19 protein-coding genes and 3 pseudogenes are annotated in these 21,727 nt (G+C 63.6%); 10 read left to right on the plus strand and 12 right to left on the minus strand.

The window, feature by feature from the left end; translation table 11 throughout:
- The first annotated feature begins 202 nt into the window (after positions 1–202).
- The gene (locus NKI16_RS01630) at positions 203–2,515 is read left to right on the plus strand and encodes a glucose/quinate/shikimate family membrane-bound PQQ-dependent dehydrogenase (RefSeq protein WP_352622722.1); all 2,313 of its coding nucleotides are present in this window, start codon (positions 203–205) and stop codon (positions 2,513–2,515) included.
- Between the two features lie 10 nt (positions 2,516–2,525).
- Here NKI16_RS01630 and NKI16_RS01635 read toward each other — a convergent pair whose 3' ends face one another.
- The gene (locus NKI16_RS01635) at positions 2,526–2,957 is read right to left on the minus strand and encodes a hypothetical protein (protein WP_352622724.1); all 432 of its coding nucleotides are present in this window, start codon (positions 2,955–2,957) and stop codon (positions 2,526–2,528) included.
- A 9-nt stretch (positions 2,958–2,966) separates the two neighbouring features.
- The gene (locus NKI16_RS01640; RefSeq protein ID WP_023676719.1) at positions 2,967–3,116 is read right to left on the minus strand and encodes a hypothetical protein; all 150 of its coding nucleotides are present in this window, start codon (positions 3,114–3,116) and stop codon (positions 2,967–2,969) included.
- 264 nt (positions 3,117–3,380) lie between these two features.
- Here NKI16_RS01640 and NKI16_RS01645 point away from each other — a divergent pair, with 264 nt between their 5' ends.
- Positions 3,381–4,280, plus strand: coding sequence for a dienelactone hydrolase family protein (locus NKI16_RS01645; RefSeq protein ID WP_352622726.1), 900 nt, complete (start codon positions 3,381–3,383; stop codon positions 4,278–4,280).
- On the opposite strand, the gene NKI16_RS01650 is transcribed toward NKI16_RS01645, so the two are convergent.
- The gene (locus tag NKI16_RS01650; protein WP_352622728.1) at positions 4,281–5,183 is read right to left on the minus strand and encodes an EamA family transporter; all 903 of its coding nucleotides are present in this window, start codon (positions 5,181–5,183) and stop codon (positions 4,281–4,283) included. It lies immediately after the preceding gene.
- A 90-nt stretch (positions 5,184–5,273) separates the two neighbouring features.
- Between NKI16_RS01650 and NKI16_RS01655 the strand changes: the two genes are divergently transcribed.
- Positions 5,274–5,753 (plus strand): Lrp/AsnC family transcriptional regulator, encoded by a 480-nt coding sequence (locus NKI16_RS01655; RefSeq protein ID WP_352622763.1) that lies wholly within the window; start codon positions 5,274–5,276, stop codon positions 5,751–5,753.
- Between the two features lie 72 nt (positions 5,754–5,825).
- Here NKI16_RS01655 and NKI16_RS01660 read toward each other — a convergent pair whose 3' ends face one another.
- The gene (locus NKI16_RS01660) at positions 5,826–6,023 is read right to left on the minus strand and encodes a hypothetical protein (RefSeq protein WP_023676715.1); all 198 of its coding nucleotides are present in this window, start codon (positions 6,021–6,023) and stop codon (positions 5,826–5,828) included.
- A 147-nt stretch (positions 6,024–6,170) separates the two neighbouring features.
- Positions 6,171–6,656 carry a thioesterase family protein gene (locus NKI16_RS01665; protein ID WP_352622730.1) on the minus strand — a complete coding sequence of 162 codons (486 nt, stop codon included), beginning with the start codon at positions 6,654–6,656 and terminating at the stop codon, positions 6,171–6,173.
- A 119-nt stretch (positions 6,657–6,775) separates the two neighbouring features.
- On the opposite strand from NKI16_RS01665, the gene NKI16_RS01670 reads away from it, so the two are divergent.
- The 4 genes and pseudogenes from NKI16_RS01670 (at position 6,776) to NKI16_RS01685 (ending at position 13,614) form a co-directional block, all read left to right on the plus strand.
- Positions 6,776–8,194, plus strand: coding sequence for an FAD-binding oxidoreductase (locus NKI16_RS01670; protein ID WP_352622732.1), 1,419 nt, complete (start codon positions 6,776–6,778; stop codon positions 8,192–8,194).
- Between the two features lie 5 nt (positions 8,195–8,199).
- The gene (locus NKI16_RS01675; protein ID WP_352622734.1) at positions 8,200–8,757 is read left to right on the plus strand and encodes a hypothetical protein; all 558 of its coding nucleotides are present in this window, start codon (positions 8,200–8,202) and stop codon (positions 8,755–8,757) included.
- 103 nt (positions 8,758–8,860) lie between these two features.
- Positions 8,861–9,378, plus strand: a pseudogene (locus NKI16_RS01680) (hypothetical protein).
- Positions 9,379–9,492: 114 nt separating this feature from the next.
- Entirely contained in the window at positions 9,493–13,614 is a 4,122-nt protein-coding gene (locus NKI16_RS01685) for an AsmA family protein (protein WP_352622736.1), read from the plus strand.
- An 11-nt stretch (positions 13,615–13,625) separates the two neighbouring features.
- Here the strand turns inward: NKI16_RS01685 and NKI16_RS01690 are convergent, their stop codons facing one another.
- On the minus strand, positions 13,626–14,063 hold the full coding sequence (locus NKI16_RS01690; protein ID WP_352622738.1) for a MarR family winged helix-turn-helix transcriptional regulator: 438 nt from the start codon (positions 14,061–14,063) through the stop codon (positions 13,626–13,628).
- A 154-nt stretch (positions 14,064–14,217) separates the two neighbouring features.
- On the opposite strand from NKI16_RS01690, the gene NKI16_RS01695 reads away from it, so the two are divergent.
- Positions 14,218–16,011, plus strand: a complete 1,794-nt coding sequence (locus NKI16_RS01695) for a chloride channel protein (RefSeq protein ID WP_352622740.1) — start codon at positions 14,218–14,220, stop codon at positions 16,009–16,011.
- Positions 16,012–16,013: 2 nt separating this feature from the next.
- Here NKI16_RS01695 and NKI16_RS01700 read toward each other — a convergent pair whose 3' ends face one another.
- The 4 genes from NKI16_RS01700 to NKI16_RS01715 form a co-directional block, all read right to left on the minus strand.
- On the minus strand, positions 16,014–16,235 hold the full coding sequence (locus NKI16_RS01700) for a ribbon-helix-helix domain-containing protein (protein WP_352456525.1): 222 nt from the start codon (positions 16,233–16,235) through the stop codon (positions 16,014–16,016).
- A 20-nt stretch (positions 16,236–16,255) separates the two neighbouring features.
- Positions 16,256–16,459, minus strand: coding sequence for a DUF4169 family protein (locus tag NKI16_RS01705; protein WP_352622742.1), 204 nt, complete (start codon positions 16,457–16,459; stop codon positions 16,256–16,258).
- 18 nt (positions 16,460–16,477) lie between these two features.
- Positions 16,478–17,014: an SspB family protein gene (locus NKI16_RS01710; protein ID WP_023676707.1), complete on the minus strand. Its 537-nt coding sequence runs from the start codon at positions 17,012–17,014 to the stop codon at positions 16,478–16,480.
- 134 nt (positions 17,015–17,148) lie between these two features.
- The gene (locus NKI16_RS01715; protein ID WP_352622743.1) at positions 17,149–17,838 is read right to left on the minus strand and encodes a TetR/AcrR family transcriptional regulator; all 690 of its coding nucleotides are present in this window, start codon (positions 17,836–17,838) and stop codon (positions 17,149–17,151) included.
- 168 nt (positions 17,839–18,006) lie between these two features.
- Here NKI16_RS01715 and NKI16_RS01720 point away from each other — a divergent pair, with 168 nt between their 5' ends.
- Entirely contained in the window at positions 18,007–19,212 is a 1,206-nt protein-coding gene (locus tag NKI16_RS01720; RefSeq protein ID WP_023676705.1) for a multidrug effflux MFS transporter, read from the plus strand.
- A gap of 101 nt (positions 19,213–19,313) precedes the next feature.
- A pseudogene (locus NKI16_RS01725) lies at positions 19,314–20,129 on the plus strand (LysR family transcriptional regulator); the annotation flags it as partial.
- 72 nt (positions 20,130–20,201) lie between these two features.
- Here NKI16_RS01725 and NKI16_RS01730 read toward each other — a convergent pair.
- Both NKI16_RS01730 and NKI16_RS01735 read right to left on the minus strand, forming a co-directional pair.
- Positions 20,202–20,942 carry an SDR family oxidoreductase gene (locus NKI16_RS01730; RefSeq protein ID WP_352622745.1) on the minus strand — a complete coding sequence of 247 codons (741 nt, stop codon included), beginning with the start codon at positions 20,940–20,942 and terminating at the stop codon, positions 20,202–20,204.
- A 172-nt stretch (positions 20,943–21,114) separates the two neighbouring features.
- Positions 21,115–21,654 (minus strand): annotated as a pseudogene (locus NKI16_RS01735) (AAA family ATPase).
- Positions 21,655–21,727: the final 73 nt, after the last annotated feature.

A 21,727-nucleotide genomic window follows, 5' to 3' on the forward strand; every position in this document is an offset into this window, starting at 1 on the left:
TTTGTTCTCTGTCCAGCCGGTAGACTCACAATCTGAATGGGTCCGCTAACCAAAACGCCGGGCTTGCGATGGGCCGGCGCCGTAAAACGCCGAGCTTGCTTGACAGGGGAGGCGGGCCGGAGAAAGTTGCGTGGGGGCAGGAACGCAATGCGGGGTTGCCCATGGACGCGTCGCGGAGCGCACCAGTCGAAGGAGCACCGTCTTGGCTGTGGTCATCACCTCCCTGATCCTTTTCCTCATCGGCCTGGCGGTTGGCGGCGGCGGCATCTGGCTCGTGACGCTGGGGGGCAGCTGGTATTACGTCATCGTCGGTCTAGCTTTCCTTGTCGCGGCCTGGCTGCTCTACAGGCGCAGATCCACGGCGCTGTGGCTCTACGCGGCGATCGTGCTCGGCACGCTCGCCTGGGCGGTCTGGGAGATCGGCTTCGACTGGTGGGAGCTCGGCCCGCGCGGCGGCATCATCGTGCTTGTCGCGCTATGGCTGTTGACGCCATGGGCGCGGCGCGGGCTTACCGGTCCCGACGGACGCGCACCGCTTATCCTCGCCGTGCTGGCATCGCTTGCCGTCGCCGGCTATTCGATGACGACCGATCCAAAGGATATTACGGGTGAACTCAACACCGACAAGGTGACGCCGACGGCCGATCTCGGCGGCAACGTGCCGGCTGGCGAATGGCACTATTACGGTCGCACGCAATATGGCCAGCGTTATTCGCCGCTCGACCAGATCACCGCCGAAAACGTTGCCAATCTGCAGCCGGCCTGGACCTATCGCACCGGCGACGTGAAAGGGCCCGACGACATCGGCGAGACGACCTATCAGGTGACGCCGCTAAAAATCGCCGACACGCTCTACATCTGCACGCCGCATAATTTCGCCATCGCCATCGATGCCGCGAGCGGTAAGGAGAAATGGCGCTTCGATCCGCAGGTCAAGCTCAACAAGGACCGCCAGCACCAGACCTGCCGCGGCGTGTCCTATTATGCCGATGCCAAGGTCGCCGCTGGCCAGCCCTGCGCCACACGCATCTACCTGCCGACATCCGACGCCCGGCTGATCGCGCTCGATGCGGCGAATGGCCAGGTCTGCCCGACTTTCGCCGAAGGCGGCACGCTGAACCTGCTCGCCAACATGCCATATCCGAAGCCGGGCTATTATTATTCGACCTCGGCGCCGCTGATCGTCGCCAACAAGATCATCGTCGGCGGCGCGGTCAACGACAATTATTCGACGCAGGAGCCGTCCGGGGTCATCCGTGCCTACGATGCCGACACCGGCGCGCTGTTGTGGAATTGGGATTCCGGCAATCCGGACCAGACGATGCCGCTGCCGCCGGACCAGACCTACACCAACAACTCACCCAACATGTGGTCGACGGCGAGCGTCGACGAGAAGCTCGGGCTGCTTTATGTGCCGCTCGGCAACAAGACGCCGGACCAGCTCGGCGCCGGGCGCAGCGCCAATGACGAGAAATTCTCCTCGTCGATCACCGCGCTCGATCTCAACAGCGGACAATTGCGCTGGGTGCGGCAGACCGTGCACCACGATCTCTGGGACATGGACGTGCCGGCGCAGCCGACGCTGGTCGACATCACCACGGAAAGTGGCATGGTGCCGGCGCTGGTCGGGCCGACCAAGCAGGGCGACCTCTATGTTCTCGACCGGCGCAGTGGCGAGCCGATCGTTCCGGTCAAGGAAGTACCGGCGCCGGGCGGCGCGATCGAGGGCGACCATACCTCGCCGACGCAGCCGCTCTCGGATCTCAGCTTCAGTCCGAAACCGCTGACCGGCGCCGACATGTGGGGCATTACCATGTTCGACCAGCTGGCCTGCCGGATCGAGCTTCGGAAGTTGCGCTATGAGGGCCGCTACACGCCGCCGTCGCTGCAGGGCTCGCTGATCTACCCCGGCAATTTCGGCACCTTCAACTGGGGCGGCGTGGCAGTCGATCCGGTCCGGCAGGTGATGTTCGGCATGCCGACATACCTGGCGTTCATCTCCAAGCTGGTGCCGCGCGCCGACGTGCCGCCGCCCGGCGACACCAAGGGCAGCGAACAGGGCCTGAACCGCAATGACGGTGCGCCTTACGCAGTCATATTGAAGCCGTTCCTGTCGCCGCTCGGCATTCCCTGCCAGGCGCCGCCCTGGGGCTATGTGGCGGGTGCCGACCTTCGGACCGGCAAGATCGTCTACAAGCATCGCAACGGCACCGTCTACGACATGACGCCATTGCCGCTGCCATTCAAGGTCGGCGTGCCCGGCATTGGCGGGCCGATGATCACTGCCGGCGGCGTCGCCTTCCTCGGTGCGGCGGTCGATGACTATGTGCGCGCTTATGACCTGACGACCGGCAAACAGCTTTGGCAGGCGCGGCTGCCGGCGGGCGGGCAGTCGACACCGATGACCTACACGGTAGCCGACGGGCGCCAGTTGGTCGTCATCGTTGCCGGCGGCCACGGCTCGGTCGGTACCAAGCCGGGCGACTATGTGATGGCCTATACGCTGCCGAAATAGAGAAGTTCCTTCATAGCCCGAGATGCCCTTTCAGGTCGGGTACCGATGCAAGTACCTCATTGGTCAGCTGCGGGCCGGCGGCTGTCTCGGCCTGCTGGACCAGCATCGTGCCGGCCTGGCTGATCTGTGCGAGCGTAAGGCCTGATGCCTTGAGTATGGCGACCCCGTTGATCAGCGCGCCGGTCTTTTCGCCGAGAGCGCCACCGAGCGCGCCCTCCAGCGAGGACAGGAGGCCACCACCGGAAGCTGCGCCGGGAGCCATGACATCATATTGCTTGGCCAGGGCGTCGGCTCCCGGGATCTTGGCGAAGAAGCTGGACAGAGTCGTGCCTTCCGCCTCGTGTTCGAGCACCGAGAAAATCGTGCCGGCGATCTTTTCCGTCAAAGCCTGGTTGAGACCGGATTTCTGGGAGACGGTGTTGATGATGTCCTGAACGTCCATGACCTTTCCTCAGGCTTTGGTGTTTGCGGGCGGGTGCCGGTTGGCGCGGATTTTGATCAACGATCGTTTGAATGCGGTGAAGGCGGTGAACCGCAGCGCCAGCAAAGCCATAGCGGCGAGGGCGAACCCACTTGCCAGAAGCGGGGAGGGAAAGGTCATGGGCGTATTCCTTCGTCGTCAATCAGGCATTCTTTTCCCGCCAAATGGCCATTCTCGTTCGCCAAATGGCCCGAGTAAGGCATAGCCCTTCTTTTTACATTGTGGTGCGTGCATTTAGCATTGCCACAAAGGACCAAAATTTAACGACAGTGCGGCGCGCGGCATCACGGCCCTCGTGCAGGGACTTATGGCAGCCTCACTCAGCCGTGACTGGACCAGGCAAGCTTCGGCTCTATGTTGCCGCGGGGGGCCGAGGAGCAAGCCATGACAACACCTGCCGGACCCACTGTCGCCGAGCCTGTCATTACCCAGGCGATGATCGATGCCTATGACGAATACACGCATCTGACGCTCGACCGGCGGCGCTTCATGGAGCAATTGACCAGGCTTGCCGGATCGGGTGCGGCAGCTGCCGCGATCGCGCCGCTGCTGGCGGCGAACTCGGCCCAGGCGGCAATCGTGGCGGAAGACGATCCGCATGTGAAAGGCGAGGACATCAGCTATCCCGGCAGCGCTGGCGAGATGAAGGGCTATCTGGTCAAGCCGGCGGACCAGACCGGCAAGCTTGGCACCGTCATCGTGGTGCACGAGAACAGGGGTCTCAACCCGCATATTCGCGATGTGGCGCGGCGCGTTGCGCTGGAAGGGTTCGTGGCGCTTGCGCCGGACTTCATGACACCGCTCGGCGGCACGCCGGACGATGAAAACAGGGCACGTGACCTGTTTTCCCAGCTCGATCCAGCACAGGTCGCCGCCAATGCCGTGGCAACGGTCGCCTATCTCAAAGGCTACAAGGACGGCAACGGCAAAGTCGGCGCCGTCGGCTTCTGCTGGGGTGGCGGCACGGTGAACATGCTGGCCGCCAACGCGCCGGACCTCGCCGCCGCCGTCGCCTATTACGGCATGCAGCCAAAGGCCGAGGACGTGCCGAAGATCAAGGCCGCGCTCATGCTGCATTATGCCGGGCTCGACACCCGCACCAATGCCGGCATCGATGCCTTCAAGAAGGCACTCGACGCGGCTCATGTCGAATACTCGGTCTATGTCTATGAAGGCGCCAACCATGCCTTCAACAACGACACGTCGGCGGCCCGCTACGACAAGAAGGCGGCTGACCTCGCCTGGGGCCGGACGATCGCTTTCCTCAAGGAGAAGCTGGCCTGATCAGTCCGGCGCCGGCTTATGGTACGCCACGCCGGCCACCACCAGGGCAATGCCAAGGCAGTCGGTGGCGCTCGGCACCTGCCGCAGCACAATGACGCCGATCAACGTCGCGGTGACCGGCAGCAATGACAGCATCAGCGCGAAGCTGGAGCGCGGCAGCCGCGACATGGCAAGCTGGTCGCAAATATAGGGAATGACCGACGAGCAGATGCCGACGCCGACCCCCGCAAGCAGCAGCGGCGGCGCCGAGAAAGCCGGCAGAGCATCGGCCAAACCGATCGGCAGAACGACGAGAAGGGCGACCGCCATGGCGGCACCCAGCCCGGCGATGCCATCGCCGGCGCCGCCGCGCGCGACGCGGTGGCCGAGCACGATGTAGCCAACGAACAGCGTGCCGTTGAGGAAAGCCCAGAACAGGCCGACGGGATCGCTCGACCATTTGACGTCGATCAGCAACAGGGTGCCGGCGACAGCGATTGCGAGGGCGGCGAGATTGCGCGGGCTTCTGAGGCCAACAAGCGCAACGCCGATGGTGCCGACGAATTCGATCGCCGCCACCAGCGAGATCGGCAGCCGGTCGAGCGCCAGGTAAAACGAGCAATTCATCACCCCAAGGCAGACGCCGAAAGCCACAAGCAACAACCGCGTCGAGCGATCGGCGCGGGCGAAGACCGCCCATGGCCGGGTCAATGGGGCAAAGACGAGTGCCGCGGTGGCGATGCGCAGCCAAGCCATGCCCAGCACGCCGACATGCGGGAACAGCAGCACCGCCAAGGCCGGTCCGAGATAGTGGAACACGGCGCTGACGCCGAACCAGAGATGCGGCGGGACCGCGTTTGCCAAGGTAAAGGCGGGGCCGGCGAGTGCCGGACTTGCTGCTGGGGCTTGCGTCCGATCTTGCATGGGATCAGTATCGCAGGCGATTTTTGCCGTTGATATGGATGATGGCCGGGCATTGCGGCCATTTCCTTTCCGAAAGCAAGGAGTATTCCGCTGAAACGCCTTCGAAATGAAAATAGCGATCTGGATCCGGCGGACCTGAAAATCCTGCGCCTGCTGGAAAAGGACGCGCGCACCAGCACCGCCGAACTGGCGCGGTCGGTCGGCCTGTCGGCGCCGAGCGTTGCCGAGCGCATCAAGCGGCTGCAGGAAAGCGGTGTGATCGAGGCCTATACGGTGCGTATCAATCCGGCCGCGCTCGGCATGAAGCTGTCGGCATGGCTGCGCATCAGGCCGGTGCCGGGGCAACTGGCTGTCGTGGCCGAAATCATCCGCGACCTACCGGAAATCGCCCAATGCGACCGGGTCACCGGTGAAGACTGTTTCATCGCGCTGGCGCATGTCGCCTCGGTGGCCGAGCTCGAGCGGGTGATCGACCGGCTCATTCCGTTCGCGATGACCAATACGGCGATCATCCAGTCGTCGCCGGTGGTGCCGCGATCGCCGCTGGGGGCGGTGAAGCGCCAGCCTTGACGCTTGGGATCGTTCGTCAGCACATCATCAGAAATGCAAACCGGACGGCCGGTCTGTTTCTTCCCCCACCGTTCAGGCGTGGCCGCGTTTCATCCGCGCCTGCTTCAGGATGGCGCGCCAGCGGATCATGGCGAAAGGGATCGGCTCGTTGTTGTTGGCGATGTGGAAGATCTCGTTGTTGAGGTTCTTCAGCGAGCGCCAGAAATCATAGTCGGTGATGCGTGGATCAGCCGCCAGCCTGTCCGCCTCGACCTTGATATCGGTTTTCATGCACGTTCCCCGAACCGCTGCTGCTCCGCCGCCCGTATCGCAATTCGATGCGGACGGTTTTCCAACGCCGCGCTGAGTCGTTCAACGTCTCAATTCGGCTTGTTCACGTTAAAACCTCGGTAAGGTTAACGGCGGTTGGACCGTGGTTCAAGCCGGCTTACGACGAATACCGATCGAGCGGCCGGCGCGCTCCGGCATCGGCAGGGCGGCATGGGCGGCGCGCATTTCTTCCACCCTGGCCAGGACGTCGGCGGGGAAGGGCGCTACCTTCGGGCCAGCCATGTCGACATGCAGCGACAGCGTTTCGGACGTGGCGGCAAGCCAGCCGTCGGAATGGCGGATTTCCTGGTAGGCCCTCAGTCGCTTGTCATCATGATCGAGGAGTTGGAACGAGACCGTGACCTTGTGGTCGAGATGCAGCTCCTGGACGTAGCAGACATGGACTTCCGCGGTGTAGATGGTCAGCCGCCGTTCTTTCACATAATCCGGCCCCATCCCCATCATCTCGAATGCTTCGTCGGAGCAGCGATCGAAAAGCACGTTATAATAGGCCATGTTGAGATGGCCGTTGTAGTCGATCCAGGCCTCCTCGATGTCCATGGCGCGAGAGACGAAAGGGGCAGGGATGGGCATCGGAAACTTCCTTCTCGTCATGCCGGGATGAGCGTGGACTGGACAGAGCGTGGTTGGTGAGACTACGCATCCGTAGATGCAGAACAAGGGTGGACGCTGGTCCATTCGCGGAGGAATCGATGGCTCTAAGCGACCTCAATCCGGTCGAGCGCAACGAAGCAGGCATTGCCGCCGTACTCGGCATCCTCAAGCAGCGGCTCGGCGAGCGATTCCAGACCGGCCAGGCGATCCGCGCCCAGCACGCGCACACAACGACCTATATCCCGACGCAGGCGCCGGACGGCGTCGCCTTTGTCGAGACGACGGAGGAGGTGCAGGAGATCGTGCGCGCATGCGCGGCGCATCGCGTGCCGGTGATCGCCTTCGGCGTCGGCTCTTCGCTGGAAGGCCACACCAATGCGCCGGGCGGCGGCATCTCGCTCGATACGTCACGTATGAACCGCATCATTGCGGTCAATCCGCAGGACCTCGACTGCACCGTCGAGCCCGGCGTGACGCGCGAGGATCTCAACCGGCATCTGCGCGACACCGGCCTGTTCTTTCCGATCGACCCGGGCGCCAACGCCTCGCTCGGCGGCATGGCGGCGACACGAGCGTCGGGCACCAACGCGGTGCGCTACGGCACGATGCGCGAAAACGTCCTGTCGCTGACGGCGGTGATGGCCGACGGGGAAGCAGTGACGACCGGCAAGCGCGCCAAGAAAAGCTCGGCCGGCTACGATCTGACGCGGCTGCTGATCGGTTCGGAAGGCACGCTTGGCATCATCACACAGCTGACTTTGAAGCTGCAGGGCATTCCACAGGCGATTTCAGGCGGCGTCTGCCCGTTTCCCAGCCTCGAGGCGGCGTGCAACGCGGTGATCGCGACCATCCAGATGGGCATTCCGGTGGCGCGCATAGAATTGGTCAACGCGCTGCAGATGCGGGCGATGAAGACCTATTCGAAGCTAGACTATCCGGAGAGCCCCTGCCTGTTCGTCGAGTTCCACGGCAGCGATGCCAGCGTCGCCGAGCAGGCCGAGACCTTCGGCATGATCGCCGAGGAAAATAGCGGCGGTCCGTTCCTGTGGACCAGCGTCGCCGAAGAGCGGACAAAATTGTGGAAGGCCAGGCACGATGCCTACTGGTCATCGCTGACACTGCGGCCGGGCGCCAAGGGCCTGTCGACCGATGTCTGCGTGCCGATCTCGCGCTTTGCCGAATGTGTCACCGAGACCGAGACGGATATCGCCGAGATGGGCCTGATCGCCCCGATCGTCGGCCATGCCGGCGACGGCAATTTCCATGTGCTGGTGCTGATGGACGTGGACGACCCGAAGGAGATCGCATTGGCGGAAAAATTCGTTGCGCGGCTCAATATGCGCGCCATCGCCATGGACGGCACCTGCACTGGCGAGCACGGCATAGGGCAAGGCAAGATCGGCTTCCTGCGGCATGAGCTCGGCCATGGCGTCGACATCATGCGCACGATCAAGCAGGCGCTCGATCCGCTGAACATCATGAACCCGGGCAAGATATTGCCGGGCGTGGCGAAGTAAGGGGTATGGCCGCCCTTGAGACACTTCTGCCAATCGAGGTGCCACCGTCGTCCGCCGGTGCACCGTTGCCTCACGTCTTTGCGGATGAAGGCAAGCTGCTCATCGCCTACCTCGCCAACAGGCCGGAGCCGTCATTCGATGGCACGAATCCGCGTTCGGTTTCGCCGGCAACGGATAACCAGCCCATCGCAATCCTGACGGCGGATCCTTATCTGGCACTGCAATTCGGCCCGCCGAATGACGAAGCCATCAACGGGCATCGGCTTTATGGGCTCGGGTTGAAGCCATATTCCGCGTTCGAAGTTTTCAACTCGTCCTGGATCGCTTCTCTGGAAAGGGCAAATCGGGTTCAGCCATCCCATACCCCTGAGCTGTTTTCAGGCTATCGCCATTTCATCCTGACGTTTCAAGATTCGACGCTGGAATTCATCGCTAAGAGTTTCTCGACTAGTGTTCGCGAGGGAGCGGTGTTGAGCGCACTGATGGAGAGCGTTGGCCATTCTGTTCCAGCGCATCGTGTCAAACCAACTGGATTTTTCACACGGCTTTTGAGACGCGGTTGATCGCCGAGACTTCCATGTGTCTTGATCGCATCGCCGTTTGGTCGCAGACTTCGGCCCAAGAGAACCGGGAAGAAGCGGTCTTCACCAACTGAGGAGCGGTGTCATGATGATTTCGTGCAAGGAAGAGGCTCGGGCACTGAGCGCCGACGAGCACGGTCTGGTCCAGAATCGCACCATCCGGCGGTGCAGGGTCATGCTGACGCCGAGCTTGCCGGCCTGGTCAAGCTGCTGAGAGAGCGGCGCGACGAGGCGCAGACCGAGGCGCATCGGCGCCGACGCGAAATACGCGGCAAAGGCTCGCCGAAGGGGACTGCCGCCTCAAAGCTGATGGCGGCTCGCAGTGGAAGCTTGCAGTGCTGGCGATGGCCATGCGACGGCTCAATGGCGAGACCGAACGCCGCCGCCAACTGTTGGCGCGTGTTTCGCTGGTCGAGAATGCACGCAAGGCGCTGTCCATGAGCAAGGCGCTGCCGCGGACGGTCCCGAGTTCAACACGCGTACCGCGCACAAAGGCATGCGCGCGGTCGTGAGCCGGCGGCCAGAGAATCTGATCCGACCGATGGAACGCGGCCGGCAGCGGCAGGCGGCAAGGTGGCGCAAGCAAAGCGCGACGCGCGCTGAGTTTTCTTGGCTACCTTCTTTTGCTCTGGAGCCAGTCTGGCGGGAATTGCCTCTTTATCGACACGCTGATGCGGATAGAGTGCGGCTGACTTTCAATCAACCGCTTCGGAGTTCATGCTCGCACGCCTGTTCGTGATCTTCGGTGGGCTTCTCGTGCTGGTGCTGTGTGCGGCGCTGGTGGTGCCGTACTTTGTCGACTGGACAGGTTACCGTGCCGATTTCGAGCGCGAGGCGAGTGCCGTCCTGGGCCGCAAGGTGAGCGTGCGAGGCGATGCAACGGCAAGGCTGTTGCCGTTCCCCTCGGTGACCTTTTCCAACGTCGCCGTTGCCGGTGGCCCCAACGGCCAGCCGGCGATGACTGTCGAAACCTTTTCGATGGATGCAGAACTCGCGCCATTCCTGCGCGGCGAGGTGCTGATCTTCGATATGCGCCTGGTGCGGCCGAAGGCGACGATCGACATCGCCGCCGACGGCACGGTCGACTGGACGATACGGCCGTCCTCGCCCTTCGATCCCGGCCAGATCTCCATCGAGAAGCTGACGGTGACGGAAGGACAGATCGCGCTCAGCCACGCCGCCGGCGGGCGCAGCCATCTTATTTCCGAGATCAACTCGACGATCTCGGCCAAGTCGCTGGCCGGCCCCTGGCGGCTGGACGGCTCGCTGTTGCTGGACGGGTTGCGGACCACGATCGCCGCTTCCACCGGCAAGACCGAACCGGACGGGCAAATGCGACTCAGGCTCAAGGCCGATCCGGATGACTATCCGCTGGTCATCGAGACCGACGGCAATGTGGGCCTCGTCGAGGGCGCCGCGGTCTATTCGGGCCAGTTCAAGATATCGGGCGCAGACCGAACTGCGGCGCAGCTGCGCGGCACCGGCGGCGAGGCACTGAAAGTCAGCGCCGGCAAACTGGACCCGGGCTTCAGGCTGAACGGCAAGTTTTCGCTCGACCACCAGAAGCTCGGCGTCGACGAATTCCGCTTCGAGACCGGGCCGCGCGACAATCCCTACACCGCCGACGGCAAGGCTGCGGTCGACCTTGGGCTGAAGCCGCATTTCTCGATCGAGGCCAATGGTGCGCAGGTGCAGTTCGACGAGGCCGTGGGGGCGGCGGCCGGTGCCGGATTGACGCTGTCCGAGCGGGTGGCGGCGCTGGAGCAGGCGCTGCTCGATCTGCCGAAGCCGACCATACCGGGCACGGTCGAGGTGAAACTGCCGGCCGTGGTTGCAGGCGACACCACGGTTCGCGACGTGCATCTGTCCGCCGAACCGGCCGAGGGCGGCTGGGCGGTAAAATCGCTGGCCGCCACGCTGCCCGGCCGCGCCAAGCTGGAAGCCAATGGCTTGGTCAGCGTCGAGGATCATTTCGGTTTCACCGGATCGCTGCTTCTGGCGGTGGCGCAGCCCTCGGGCTTTGCCGCCTGGCTGTCGAAGGATGTCGACGAGGCGATCCGCCGTTTGCCGGCCGCGGGCTTCAAGGCCAACGTAGATTTGAGTGAAAAACGCCAGGCCTTCAGCGATCTCGAACTCATCCTCGGCAAGGCGAAGTTCTCAGGCCGTATCGATTCCAGCCAGCCCGACGACACAAGGCCATCGGTGCTGATGCAACTGGAAGGTGGCGAACTCGACGTCGATGGGCTCGCCGCCTTCGCCTCGATCTTCGTCAGCGACAAGGGCGCCAACCGCTTTTCCGACCGCGACCTCGATTTCCAGATCAAGGCCGGGCCGGTCAGCGCCGGCGGGTTGACCGCCGATAGCGTCGATACTGCGCTTAGATTGCGCGAGGGGCTGCTTGAGATCGATCGCCTGTCGGTCGGCGGACTTGCCGGCGCCTCGATCAGCGCCACCGGCCGGATCAAGGATTTCCCGGCGAGCCCGACCGGCAAGCTCGACGCCTCGGTGGTCGCCGTCGACCTCAAGCCGCTGATCGACGTCGCCGTCCGGCATTATCCGGATAATGCGGTGCTGAAGGGGCTGGCGGAGCGTGCTGCTGCCTATCCCGAGTTGTTCCAGGATGCGCGTATCGACGCGGTCACGAGTGCCGCAGACAATGGCGACGGTACGACCGGACTGGCAATGAGCGCACAGGGCAAGGCCGGTGGCTCGGCTTTTTCGGCGTCGTTGTCCGGCAAAGGGGCGCTCGACCGGCCTCTCGAAGCGCCGGTGACACTGACCTTCAACGCAAGGAATGCCGACGCCACCGCACTTCTGGCGCTTTACGGTCTGCCGGCACTGCCGCTCGGCATGCTCGGCGAGGCGACCACCGACGTCTCGGCCAAAGGCACGCTTGGCGGCGGCCTGGCGACACGCTTCAGCCTGGCCGGCAACGACTTCAAAGCTGGTTTCGACGGGACAATTGCCGACACGCCTCAAGGCGCGGCCGCCAAGGGCAAGGTCAGCCTTGAAACGGCCGACATCGAGCCTTGGCTGATGACGACCGGCGTCGGCCTGCCCGGCATGGGCACCGGCATGTCGACGTCGCTTGCAGCCGATGCCGATTACGGCAATGGTCTCCTGGTGCTGAGCGGCCTCAGCGGCGCCGTCAACGAAGCGGCGGTTTCCGGTGACGTAAATATCGACATCAAAGAGGGGCTGCCGCATCTTGCCGGCGCGCTGTCGCTGGACGAGCTGGACCTCGATCCGATGGCGGTGATGCTGTTCGGTGACCAGGCCTTCCTTGTCAATGACAGGACCTGGCCGACGGCACCGTTCAGCCAGAAATCCAGTCTGCCATTTACCGCCGATCTCGATCTGACGGCGGCGTCGCTTGCCGCCGGCCCGCTTGCCACCGCCTATGACGCTGCGCTGTCGCTGCAGCTCGACCAGGAGGGCATCCGCGTTTCCGACCTCAAGGCAAAGTTCCTCGGCGGCGCGTTGAGTGGCCTGTTCGAGCTCAAGAACAATGACGGCACCGGGCTTTTCTCCGGTCAGATGAAACTCGCCGGCGCCGATCTGGCAGCCGTGCTGCCGGAGGCCGGCATCAGCGGAAGCGGCGAGTTCTCGACGGCGCTTTCGACCAGCGGCAAATCGGTCGACGCGATGGTTGCGGCGCTGTCCGGTTCCGGCACGGCAACGCTCAAGGGCATGACTATTGCCGGCTTCAATCCCGATGCCTTTGGCGCATTCATCGCCAAGGCCGATGCGATAGGGCGCGATATCGACGCGTCGAAGACTGCCGGCTTCGTGCCGCAGATCGCCGCGGCGGGCAGTTTTCCGGCGCAGGACACCGATATTGCCTTAACCATCGCCGGCGGCACGCTGAGGGCGCCGCCGGTCAAATTCGAAAGCCCGGGCGCGACGCTGTCCGCCGACATCACCGCCGATCTGAACACCAGCACCGTCGACGCCAAGGGCGAGATCGCTTACCGGCCCGGCGACGAGGCGCTGGTCGGCTCCGAACCGATTTTGAATTTCAGCGTCGACGGGCCGTTCGGCGCCACCAAACGGCAGTTCGACAGCGAGCCGCTGGCACAGTTCCTGACCCAGCGTGCGCTGGAAAAGGAGCAGCAGCGGGTCGAAGCCATGCAAGCCGCACTGCTCGAGAAACAAAGGCTGCGGCGGGAGGTGCGCTACTACGCTGCGCTGCAAACCGAGCGTGAAAGAGCGGCGGAGGAACTGCGCAGACAACAGGAAGCAGCGCGGCTGAAGGCCGAGGCCGACGCCAAGGCAAAGGCCGAAGCCGAGGCTCAGGCCCAAGCCGAAGCCGAGGCGAGGGCGCAGGCTGAAGCCAAGGCGAAGGCTGAAGCGGACGCCAAGGCACAGGCGGATGCGGAGGCGAGGGCGCAGGCTGAGGCCAAAGCGAAGGCTGAAGCGGACGTCAAGGCAAAGGCCGAAGCTGAGGCGCAGGCCCAAGCCGAAGCGGAGGCCAGGGCGCAGGCTGAAGCCAAGGCGAAGGCGGATGCAGCGGCGAAGGCCGAAGCCGAGGCCAGGGCGAAAGCCGAGGCGGCTGCAAAGGCCGAAGCGGATGCCGAAGCCAAAGCCAAGGCGGCGCAACAGGCTGCCGAGGAAGCAGCGCAGGCCGAAGAACAGCAACGCCAGAGGGCGGAAGAGGCGTTGCGGATCGCCTCGGAAGAGAAGGCAAGGCTCGACGCCGAACGCAAGGCCGCGGCGGAGCGAGCGGAACGGGCGCCACCGGCCGCAAATAACGTGCCACCGCCAGTGCAGCCCCCGCCAAAGCTCAAGTTCGATCCCTCGTCGATCGACGATCTGCTAAAGTCGCTGAATGGCGGGTGACGGCGCATCCCTTATGTGTCGCGTCCAGCAAGCAAGCGCTTCAGCATCGGCTCGATCCGCCCGAGTTCGTCGAGATGAGCGGCTGACAGATCGGCGAGACTGTCGTCGGCGCGCTCGGTCAGCCGCAGCAGCACGCGGCGGTGGTCCTCCTCGTCGTGGTCCCTCGCGACGAGCCCGGCTTCGCAAAGACGGTTGACCAATTCCACTGCGCTGTGATGGCGGATGCGCAGGCGCTCCGCGAGGTCGCCAATGGTCACTGGCCCTCCGCCGGGAAACCCTTTGATTGCAAGCAGGGCCTGATGCTGGCGTGGTGTCAGGCCGGCTTCCTGCGCCTGGATCTGGCTGAATTCGAGAAAGCGGCGGATCAGGTAACGAAATTCGGACAGCCTCTGGTAGTCGGCCGGCCCGATCGTTGCGCCGCGCTTTTGTGGCTTCGAAGTGTCTGCCATCGATTCCTTTCCGACAAAGCCGCAAACGGGCCTTGAACATTTATATCGTGTTACGATACAGAGCGCACCAACATGGCTCGTGCCCGCCATCTTCGGTGGCACGGCCAGCGACCCATCCGCAAGTCGGCACGCCGCCAGAAAGCAAGGTTTGCAAATGAAGTCCGATCACGCCAACCCCGGCCATCTGCGCGATTTTACCACCGATGCCCGGGTGCTGCTCATTGCCGGCATAGCGGTGGTGGTTGCGACCGCGGGGTTGTTTGCCGGCATTGCCCTTTTGAAGCTGATCCGGCTTGCCACGAACATCGCCTATTTTGGCCAGTTCACGCTCGCCGACCTGAAACTGCAGGATACGCCGCTTGGCTATGCCTCGGTATTTGTTCCGGTCATCGGGGCACTGATCATCGGTGTGATGGCTCGCTTCGGAAGCGAAAAGATTCGCGGCCATGGCATTCCCGAAGCCATCGAGGCGATCCTGCTCGGACGCTCGCGGCTCGACGCCAAGGTGGCAATCCTGAAGCCGTTGTCGTCGGCGGTCTCGATCGGTACCGGCGGGCCATTCGGCGCGGAAGGGCCGATCATCATGACCGGCGGCGCCATCGGTTCGCTGATCGCGCAGATGCTGCCGGTCAGCGACAATGAACGCAAGACGCTGCTGGTGGCGGGTGCGGCGGCCGGCATGACCACCGTGTTCGGAACGCCGATCGCCGCCATCATGCTTGCGGTGGAATTGCTGCTCTTCGAATGGACGCCGCGCAGCTTCATTCCTGTGGCGGTCGCCTCGATCATTGCCGAGGTCGAGCGCACCATGCTGCATCTGCCGGGGCCGATCTTCCCGTTTCAGGGCGGCATGGAGGTTTCATTTCCCGGCCTTGCCGGCTGGGTGCTGGTCGGCATGGCAGCCGGGCTGCTATCGGGGTTGCTGACCCAGATGGTCTATGCCTGCGAGGACGGTTTCCAGAAGCTGCCCATCCACTGGATGTGGTGGCCGATGCTCGGCGGCCTGGTGGTCGGCATTGGCGGGCTGATCGAGCCGCAGGCGCTCGGCGTCGGCTATGACAATATCGCCGACATGCTGGATGGCCGCACGATAGCGACCGCCGCGCTCACCCTGTTGGTGGTGAAGGCGATCATCTGGTCGGTCGCACTCGGCTCGGGAACGTCGGGAGGTGTGCTGGCGCCGCTGCTGATCATCGGCGGGGCGATGGGCGCGGTCCTCGCCGGCTTCCTGCCGGCCGCGGATCCGGGCTGCTGGGCACTGCTGGCGATGGCGGCGACGATGGGCGGCACCATGCGTGCGCCGCTGACCGCCACCTTCTTTGCGGTCGAACTGACCGGCAACACCCATGTCCTGGTGCCGCTGATTGCGGCGACTGCCACCGCGCATGCGGTGACCGTGCTATTGATGAAGCGTTCGATCCTCACCGAAAAAATCGCAAGGCGAGGGCATCACATGGTTCGCGAATACCGTGTCGATCCGTTCGCCCTGACCAGGGTGCGCGAGGTGATGACCAGCGAGGTCGAAAGCGTGCCGGCGACGATGACGCTGCATGGCGCTGCAGCGTTCCTGACGGCGCCCGAGACACGGCATCCGAGCTTTCCGGTCGTCGACGAAGAGGGCCACGTGCTCGGCGTCATCGACCCGCCGGCGATCCTGCGCTGGAGACGCGCCGGCAAGCACCGCACGACGACGCTTGGCGAACTGCTGGCCGGCAGCAAGGTCACGCTGGCCTATCCGGATGAGTATCTCGAGGGCCTCTCCGACAAGCTGCTGATGGCGAACGTGTCCCATTTGCCGGTCGTCACGCGAGAAAATGCCCGGCTGGTGGGCTATGTCGGCTGGAAGGACCTGATGCGCGTCAGATCGAAGAAACAGGCCGAAGAACGCGACCGCTCGGCTTTGCTGCGCTTCCGTATCCGGCACAGGAAACAGGATAGCGTTGCCTGAAGCTACAACTTGCCGCGCTTGGCCCAATCCAGCACATAGAGCCGGAGCGCCGAGGAGAGATTGGCATCGCGCGGGCGGCTCTCGTCGATTTCGGCGACAAGCGCGGCGAGCGTCAGTTTTCGCACGGCCGCGATGGCGCCCAGGTCGTCGTAAAAAGGCTTTTCGAGCGAATAGCTGGTGCGGTGGCCGCGAATGGTGACCGAGCGCTTTTCCACCGGGCTCACGAGACGATCCTACTCACACTTCAAGCATCGGATTTGTCCGAATCGCCCGAATTTTCGCGGCGATGGCCGGCGACGAATTTATCGGCCTTGTCGGCGATCAGGCGGTCGCGATCCCGGCTGGGTTTGGAACGGCCATGCAGCGCCCGGATCTGTTCGGCCAGGCGCTCCTTCTCGGCTCGCGCCTTCTGCTTGCGTGCCTGACGGAGATTGACGATCTCGGCCATGTCACGCCGCCCGTCGGGTCACTTCTTGCGGAAGGCGTCAAGCGACACCACGTCGGCGCCCTTGGCGCCGGCGTCGGCCGCGGCAGGCTTCTTTTCCGCCTCGGCGGTTTTCTTCTTCGTCTCGGGCTTTTTCTCGGCGACGATGGCCAGCGGTTCGGGAGCAGGCTTGGCCTTTGTCTCCTGTTCCGCCGGGGTATCGGTCTTGACGTCGAATTCGAGCTCGAAGTTGACGGACGGGTCGTAAAAGCCGCGTACGGCCGAGAACGGGATTTCCAGTTTCTCCGGCACGTCGGAAAACGACAGCCCGACTTCGAAACCGGTGTCGCTCACCTTCAGGTCCCAATACTGGAACTGGATGACGATGGTCATCTGTTCGGGATAGCGCTCGCGCAGCCGCGACGACACGCGCACGCCCGGCGCGCCGGTGAGAAAGGTGATGAAGAAATGATGGTTGCCCGGGAGACCGGTGCGCGCGACCTCGGCCAGGACCTTGCGCATGACGCCGCGCAACGCCTCCTGGGCCAGAATGTCGTAGCGGATGTGGTCGTCGGCCATGTGGCTGTCGGGTTCCGTTGAATCGTTCTGATAGCTGTAATCAAGCTTGAGCGCGGCGTAAACCGGATATAGATCGCCGGCGTGCGGAAGCGAAGCCCATTGGCGACGATTTGATCGTCAAACGGCTTTGATCGTCAAGCGCTGGCGAGCGCGCCCTGTTTGCTTGCCCGGGCCACAGGCTGCCGCTTGCCGAAGGCGCGCAGGAAGGTGCGCACGCCATTTGTCGCCGACTGCACCACCTCGTCCTCGGTCGGTGTGCCGCCGAGCATGAACGTCGTCTGCAACTCGGCATTGGCAAGCGCCATGAACTGGCGCGCTGCGACATCGGGATCGTCGATACCAAGGAAGCCCGCATGAGCGAGGCGGGCGAAGCGGGCGGCGATCGCTGGCCATGTCCTGCCCGGTCCTTCTTCGCGCCATTCGGCGAACAACTCGGGATAGCGCCCGCCCTCGGTCTGGATCAGCTTGCGCAGGAATTTGCCGTCGCGGTTGCAGATGCAGTTGTGATTCATCCGCACAGCAAAGGCGATGAGGTCGGCCTCGAGATCCTTCGGCTGATCGGGAAAAGTGGAAATCGTGGCAAAGATGCCGGCATTGCAACGTTCGGTGAGGTCGCGGACGATGGCAACGAAGAGTTTTTCCTTGTCGCCGTGATGATTGTAGATGGTCTGGCGGGAGACGCCGGCCTCGGCGGCAATCATGTCGATATTGGCACCGGCAAAGCTTTCGCGGCAGAAGACCGAGGCGGCGGCATCGACAATCGACACGCGCTTGGCCTCGTGGCCTCGCGGCGGGAAAATGTCAGGAGAGACGTTGGCCTTCATGCAAAACTATATAGAGGTGGTTGACGAATTAGACAAGCCTGTCTAAATTTGTGGACTTGCACGAAGGGGGTTTCGTTCCGGAGAAGAGTCGGAACTCCACGGGATGGAACGTCCTAGGGTTACACGCCGGTCCTCGGCGGCAACCAGAATTCGAAAGAGCCTGCTATCATGAACGCCAAATTCCTCCGCATTGCGGTCGTGCTCGGCCTATTGTCCGCGATCGGCCCGTTTGCCATCGACATGTATCTTCCGGCCCTGCCTTCAATCGGTGAGGATCTGCATGCCGGCACTGCCGCGGTGCAGATGAGCCTGCTGATCTTCTTTCTTTCCATGGGCTTCGGCCAGATCGTCGTCGGACCGATCTCCGACATGGTCGGCCGCAAGCTGCCACTCTACGGCGGCCTGGCGCTGTTCATGGTCGGCGGCGTCGGCTCGGCGCTGGCTCCCTCGATCGAATGGCTGATCGCCTTCCGCTTCCTGCAAGGGCTCGGCGCCAGCGCCGGCATGGCCGTGCCGCGCGCGATCGTGCGCGATCTGCATACCGGCACCGAGGCCGCCAAGCTGATGTCGCTGCTGATGCTTGTGTTTTCGGTGTCGCCGATCCTGGCACCGCTGACCGGTAGCCAGATCATCGAGAATTTCGGCTGGCGCGCCGTGTTCTGGACGGTGACGGGCGCGGCCGTGCTCGCCACCATCCTGCTGGCGACCTCGCTCAAGGAGACACGGCCGGTCGAGGAGCGCGCCGGGTCGTCCTTCGGGACGGCACTTTCCGGCTACCGCTTCCTGATGGGCGACCGCAACTTCCTTGGCCTGACGGCCATCGCCGGCTTCGGCATTGCGAGCTTCTTCGTCTATCTGTCGAGCTCGTCCTTCATCCTGATCGACCATTATGGCCTGTCGCCTTCGGTCTACAGCGTGTTCTTCTCGATCAATGCGGTTGCCTTTATCGGCATGTCGCAGCTGACCGGGTTGCTGTCGGAGCGGTTCGGGCTGCAGCGCGTGGTGCGCGTCGCGGTGACCGGCTATGCGACGACGATGGTGGTGCTGTTCGCGGTGATGGCATCGGGTGTCGACCGGCTCGACGTGATGGCGGCGCTGCTGTTCATCGGCTACGGCTTTCTCGGCCTGGTCATCCCGACGACGTCGGTGCTGGCCATGGAAGAGCATGGCGAGATCGCCGGTACCGCGTCGGCGCTGATGGGCACGCTGCACTTCGCCATCGGCGCGGTCGCCATGGGCGTCGCCGGCGTGTTTTTCGACGGCACGCCGCTGCCGATGGTGGCGGGCATCACGCTCTGCGCGGCGATCTCCTTCACACTGGCCAAAATAACGCTCGGCCGCAGCCGGGACGTCGCGGAAGCGCCGGCGGAGTAAACTTCGCCTATCGAGACAAAAAGGCCGGGCGATGTTCCCGGCCTTTTCACGTTTGCGGTCCCGGTTCAAAGCAGCCTATGCCTATATGACGGGTTCAGGACATGCAGCTTCGACATCTCAAAACCTTCGTGGCGGTCGCCACCACCTTGAACATCACACGCGCCTCCGAGCGGGTTCATCTTGCCCAATCGAGCGTGACCGAACAGATCCAGGCGCTGGAAAGCGATCTAGGCACGTCGCTGTTCGACAGATCACGGCGTGGCTTGAAGCTGATGGCGGCGGGACAACGCCTAAAGGACTACGCAAACGATCTCCTCGACCTCGCGGACGAAGCCCGTTCCGCAGTCGCCGACGCGAGCGGCACGGTTGCCGGTCGCCTGACGGTCGGCGGCCTGGAGACGCTTTGCTCGACACGCTTGCCAGCTCTGCTGGCGGAATTCCATCGGCGCCATCCCGATGTGGAACTGAACCTCAGGGCGGACGATAGCAGTGGGTTGCGTGCCGGCGTGACAAGCGGGGCGCTGGACGTATCTTTCCATTTCGGAGCCGTCCCGGCGGCGGCGCCGGAGCTGCGAAGCGAGCAAGTGGCGTTAGAAGAGCTCGTCATGATAATGCCGGCAAATCACCGATTGGCTGGACATTCTGCCATGACGCCCGACGACCTGGCTGACGAGGCCTTCCTCGTGACCCAGCCCGGTTGCGTTTATAGGCGGATGTTCGACGAAACGTTTGCCGCAACGTTGCCCGACCGTCCAAAACTCGTCGGCGAGTTCGCCAGCATGGGTGCGATACGGGGCCTTGTCGCAGCCGGTCTTGGCTGCGCGCTGGTTCCGCGTCTCGCGGCTTCCGGGGCTGACGCCAATATCGTCGTGTTGCCTTGGGTCGGAAGCAGCCCGGTGACGCCGGTCACCATGGTATGGCGCCACCGGCGCATTCAAGCGCCCGTCTTGCGGCTGTTCCTCGCAATGGTCCGCGAAATCTGGCCGTCACTAGACCAGCCGCTGGCCACCATCGACATGAAGCACGGTTCCGGTGATGAAGCCGTTGTGCATGAGGGACGTGATGGCTTGGGCAATGTCGGCTGCCTGGCCGATCCGGCCGACGAGCAGACGCTTTGCCATGGTCTCCAGCGCGGCCGCCTTTCCGCTGCCGACGACGGCATCCCAAATCGGCGTGTCGACCCAGCCCGGCGAGACGACGTTGACGCGGATCGGCGCCAGTTCGACGGCAAGCGCGTAGGCGAGTGAGCCAAGTGCCCCATTAACGGCCGCCACCACCGAGCCTTTCGCCGCCGGACGATAGGCGGCGATGCCCGAGGTCAGCGTGATCGATCCCCCGGGCGTCAGACGAGGCGCGCCATGTTTGGCAAGAAGAAGCGGCCCGACGACTTTGGAATCCATCACTTTCCGCGCCACCGAGATGTCCATCTCGGGAAGCAACACATAGACGCCGGTAACGTCGGCGGCGGTCGAGACGATGTGGTCGAGCGTGCCGACATCCTGGAACAGGCGCTGGACCTCGTCCTCGCTTGTGACGTCGGCTGCGATCGTCCTCAGCCTTTCCGGGTGAGGCAAGCGCTGCCGTGCGGCCGACAACCGGTCCTCGGAGCGGCCGACGATCGTAACCTCGGCGCCGGCGGCAAGCTGCTGTTCGGCAAGCGACAGCCCCATACCGGAACTGCCGCCAACGATCAGGATGCGTTCGTGTTTTGGTGTGGTTTCCTGGTTCATCTTATCTCCATCAGATAGCTCGCCGGGGCCTGACTGATATGCGGCGAGAAACTGAGGCCTTGTCCCGCAAGGCATGAGAGAAGGGAAACGGGAAGATACGAATGCTGCCATCGGAGGTTCCGATGATGGGAGGCCCTTGGGCTTTCGCAAAACCGTCGCTTGCGGCGCTTCGCTACGACGCTGTCTCGGAGAGGACGAACCGCAGCTGCGTTTCGACGGGCGCCAAGGGCAGCGGCACCAGCTCGTAGCCTAGTTCCGTGTAAACGGCGACGAGTGCGTGAAAGGTGCGTTCAGCCTCGTCCATCGTTTGCTTGCGTTCGTTGTCCTGCCGAAAGATTTCTGGCCATGGCGGCGCGACGAAGACGCGCCTGGCATAGCGGAAGCGTCGGGCGGCATTCGTGGCGTGATCGGGAACCGGCACCCCGGTCAGGCGCAGATAGCCAAGAGTGTCCGGCACGCCGCGATCGAAGAAGACCAGGCCGGATTGCTCGCCCGCGATCCGGTAGGAGCGCAACTCCCAAGACAGCATCAACTCGGCGAACAGAGCCGCCAGGGCAGGGCCTTGCCGCCTATCGCCAATTGGTCGTGAATGATGCTGCGCCCGGCTTCGCCCGAGGTTGCGAGGCCTGCCACCTTAAGAGTCGATCAATGTTGTCTTGCCTGAGCCCCGACCGCCGGTCAGCACGAAAAACCGATTGGAATCGTTTCGCATTTCTGATCCATGGATTGGATGGGGGAAGTATGAAGACAGGGATTTTTTGGACCCGTCAGGGCACATGAAAGCC

The organism is Mesorhizobium sp. M0698, assembly GCF_040320455.1.
Taxonomy (GTDB): Bacteria; Pseudomonadota; Alphaproteobacteria; order Rhizobiales; family Rhizobiaceae; genus Mesorhizobium.

Excerpts from the sequence above, each read along its gene's own strand:
- NKI16_RS01635 (WP_352622724.1), bottom strand. The coding sequence starts at position 2,957 with ATGGACGTTCAGGACATCATCAACACCGTCTCCCAGAAATCCGGTCTC.
- NKI16_RS01640 (WP_023676719.1), bottom strand. The coding sequence starts at position 3,116 with ATGACCTTTCCCTCCCCGCTTCTGGCAAGTGGGTTCGCCCTCGCCGCT.
- NKI16_RS01645 (WP_352622726.1), top strand. The coding sequence starts at position 3,381 with ATGACAACACCTGCCGGACCCACTGTCGCCGAGCCTGTCATTACCCAG.
- NKI16_RS01650 (WP_352622728.1), bottom strand. The coding sequence starts at position 5,183 with ATGCAAGATCGGACGCAAGCCCCAGCAGCAAGTCCGGCACTCGCCGGC.
- NKI16_RS01660 (WP_023676715.1), bottom strand. The coding sequence starts at position 6,023 with ATGAAAACCGATATCAAGGTCGAGGCGGACAGGCTGGCGGCTGATCCA.
- NKI16_RS01665 (WP_352622730.1), bottom strand. The coding sequence starts at position 6,656 with ATGCCCATCCCTGCCCCTTTCGTCTCTCGCGCCATGGACATCGAGGAG.
- NKI16_RS01670 (WP_352622732.1), top strand. The coding sequence starts at position 6,776 with ATGGCTCTAAGCGACCTCAATCCGGTCGAGCGCAACGAAGCAGGCATT.
- NKI16_RS01675 (WP_352622734.1), top strand. The coding sequence starts at position 8,200 with ATGGCCGCCCTTGAGACACTTCTGCCAATCGAGGTGCCACCGTCGTCC.
- NKI16_RS01685 (WP_352622736.1), top strand. The coding sequence starts at position 9,493 with ATGCTCGCACGCCTGTTCGTGATCTTCGGTGGGCTTCTCGTGCTGGTG.
- NKI16_RS01690 (WP_352622738.1), bottom strand. The coding sequence starts at position 14,063 with ATGGCAGACACTTCGAAGCCACAAAAGCGCGGCGCAACGATCGGGCCG.
- NKI16_RS01695 (WP_352622740.1), top strand. The coding sequence starts at position 14,218 with ATGAAGTCCGATCACGCCAACCCCGGCCATCTGCGCGATTTTACCACC.
- NKI16_RS01705 (WP_352622742.1), bottom strand. The coding sequence starts at position 16,459 with ATGGCCGAGATCGTCAATCTCCGTCAGGCACGCAAGCAGAAGGCGCGA.
- NKI16_RS01710 (WP_023676707.1), bottom strand. The coding sequence starts at position 17,014 with ATGGCCGACGACCACATCCGCTACGACATTCTGGCCCAGGAGGCGTTG.
- NKI16_RS01715 (WP_352622743.1), bottom strand. The coding sequence starts at position 17,838 with ATGAAGGCCAACGTCTCTCCTGACATTTTCCCGCCGCGAGGCCACGAG.
- NKI16_RS01720 (WP_023676705.1), top strand. The coding sequence starts at position 18,007 with ATGAACGCCAAATTCCTCCGCATTGCGGTCGTGCTCGGCCTATTGTCC.
- NKI16_RS01730 (WP_352622745.1), bottom strand. The coding sequence starts at position 20,942 with ATGAACCAGGAAACCACACCAAAACACGAACGCATCCTGATCGTTGGC.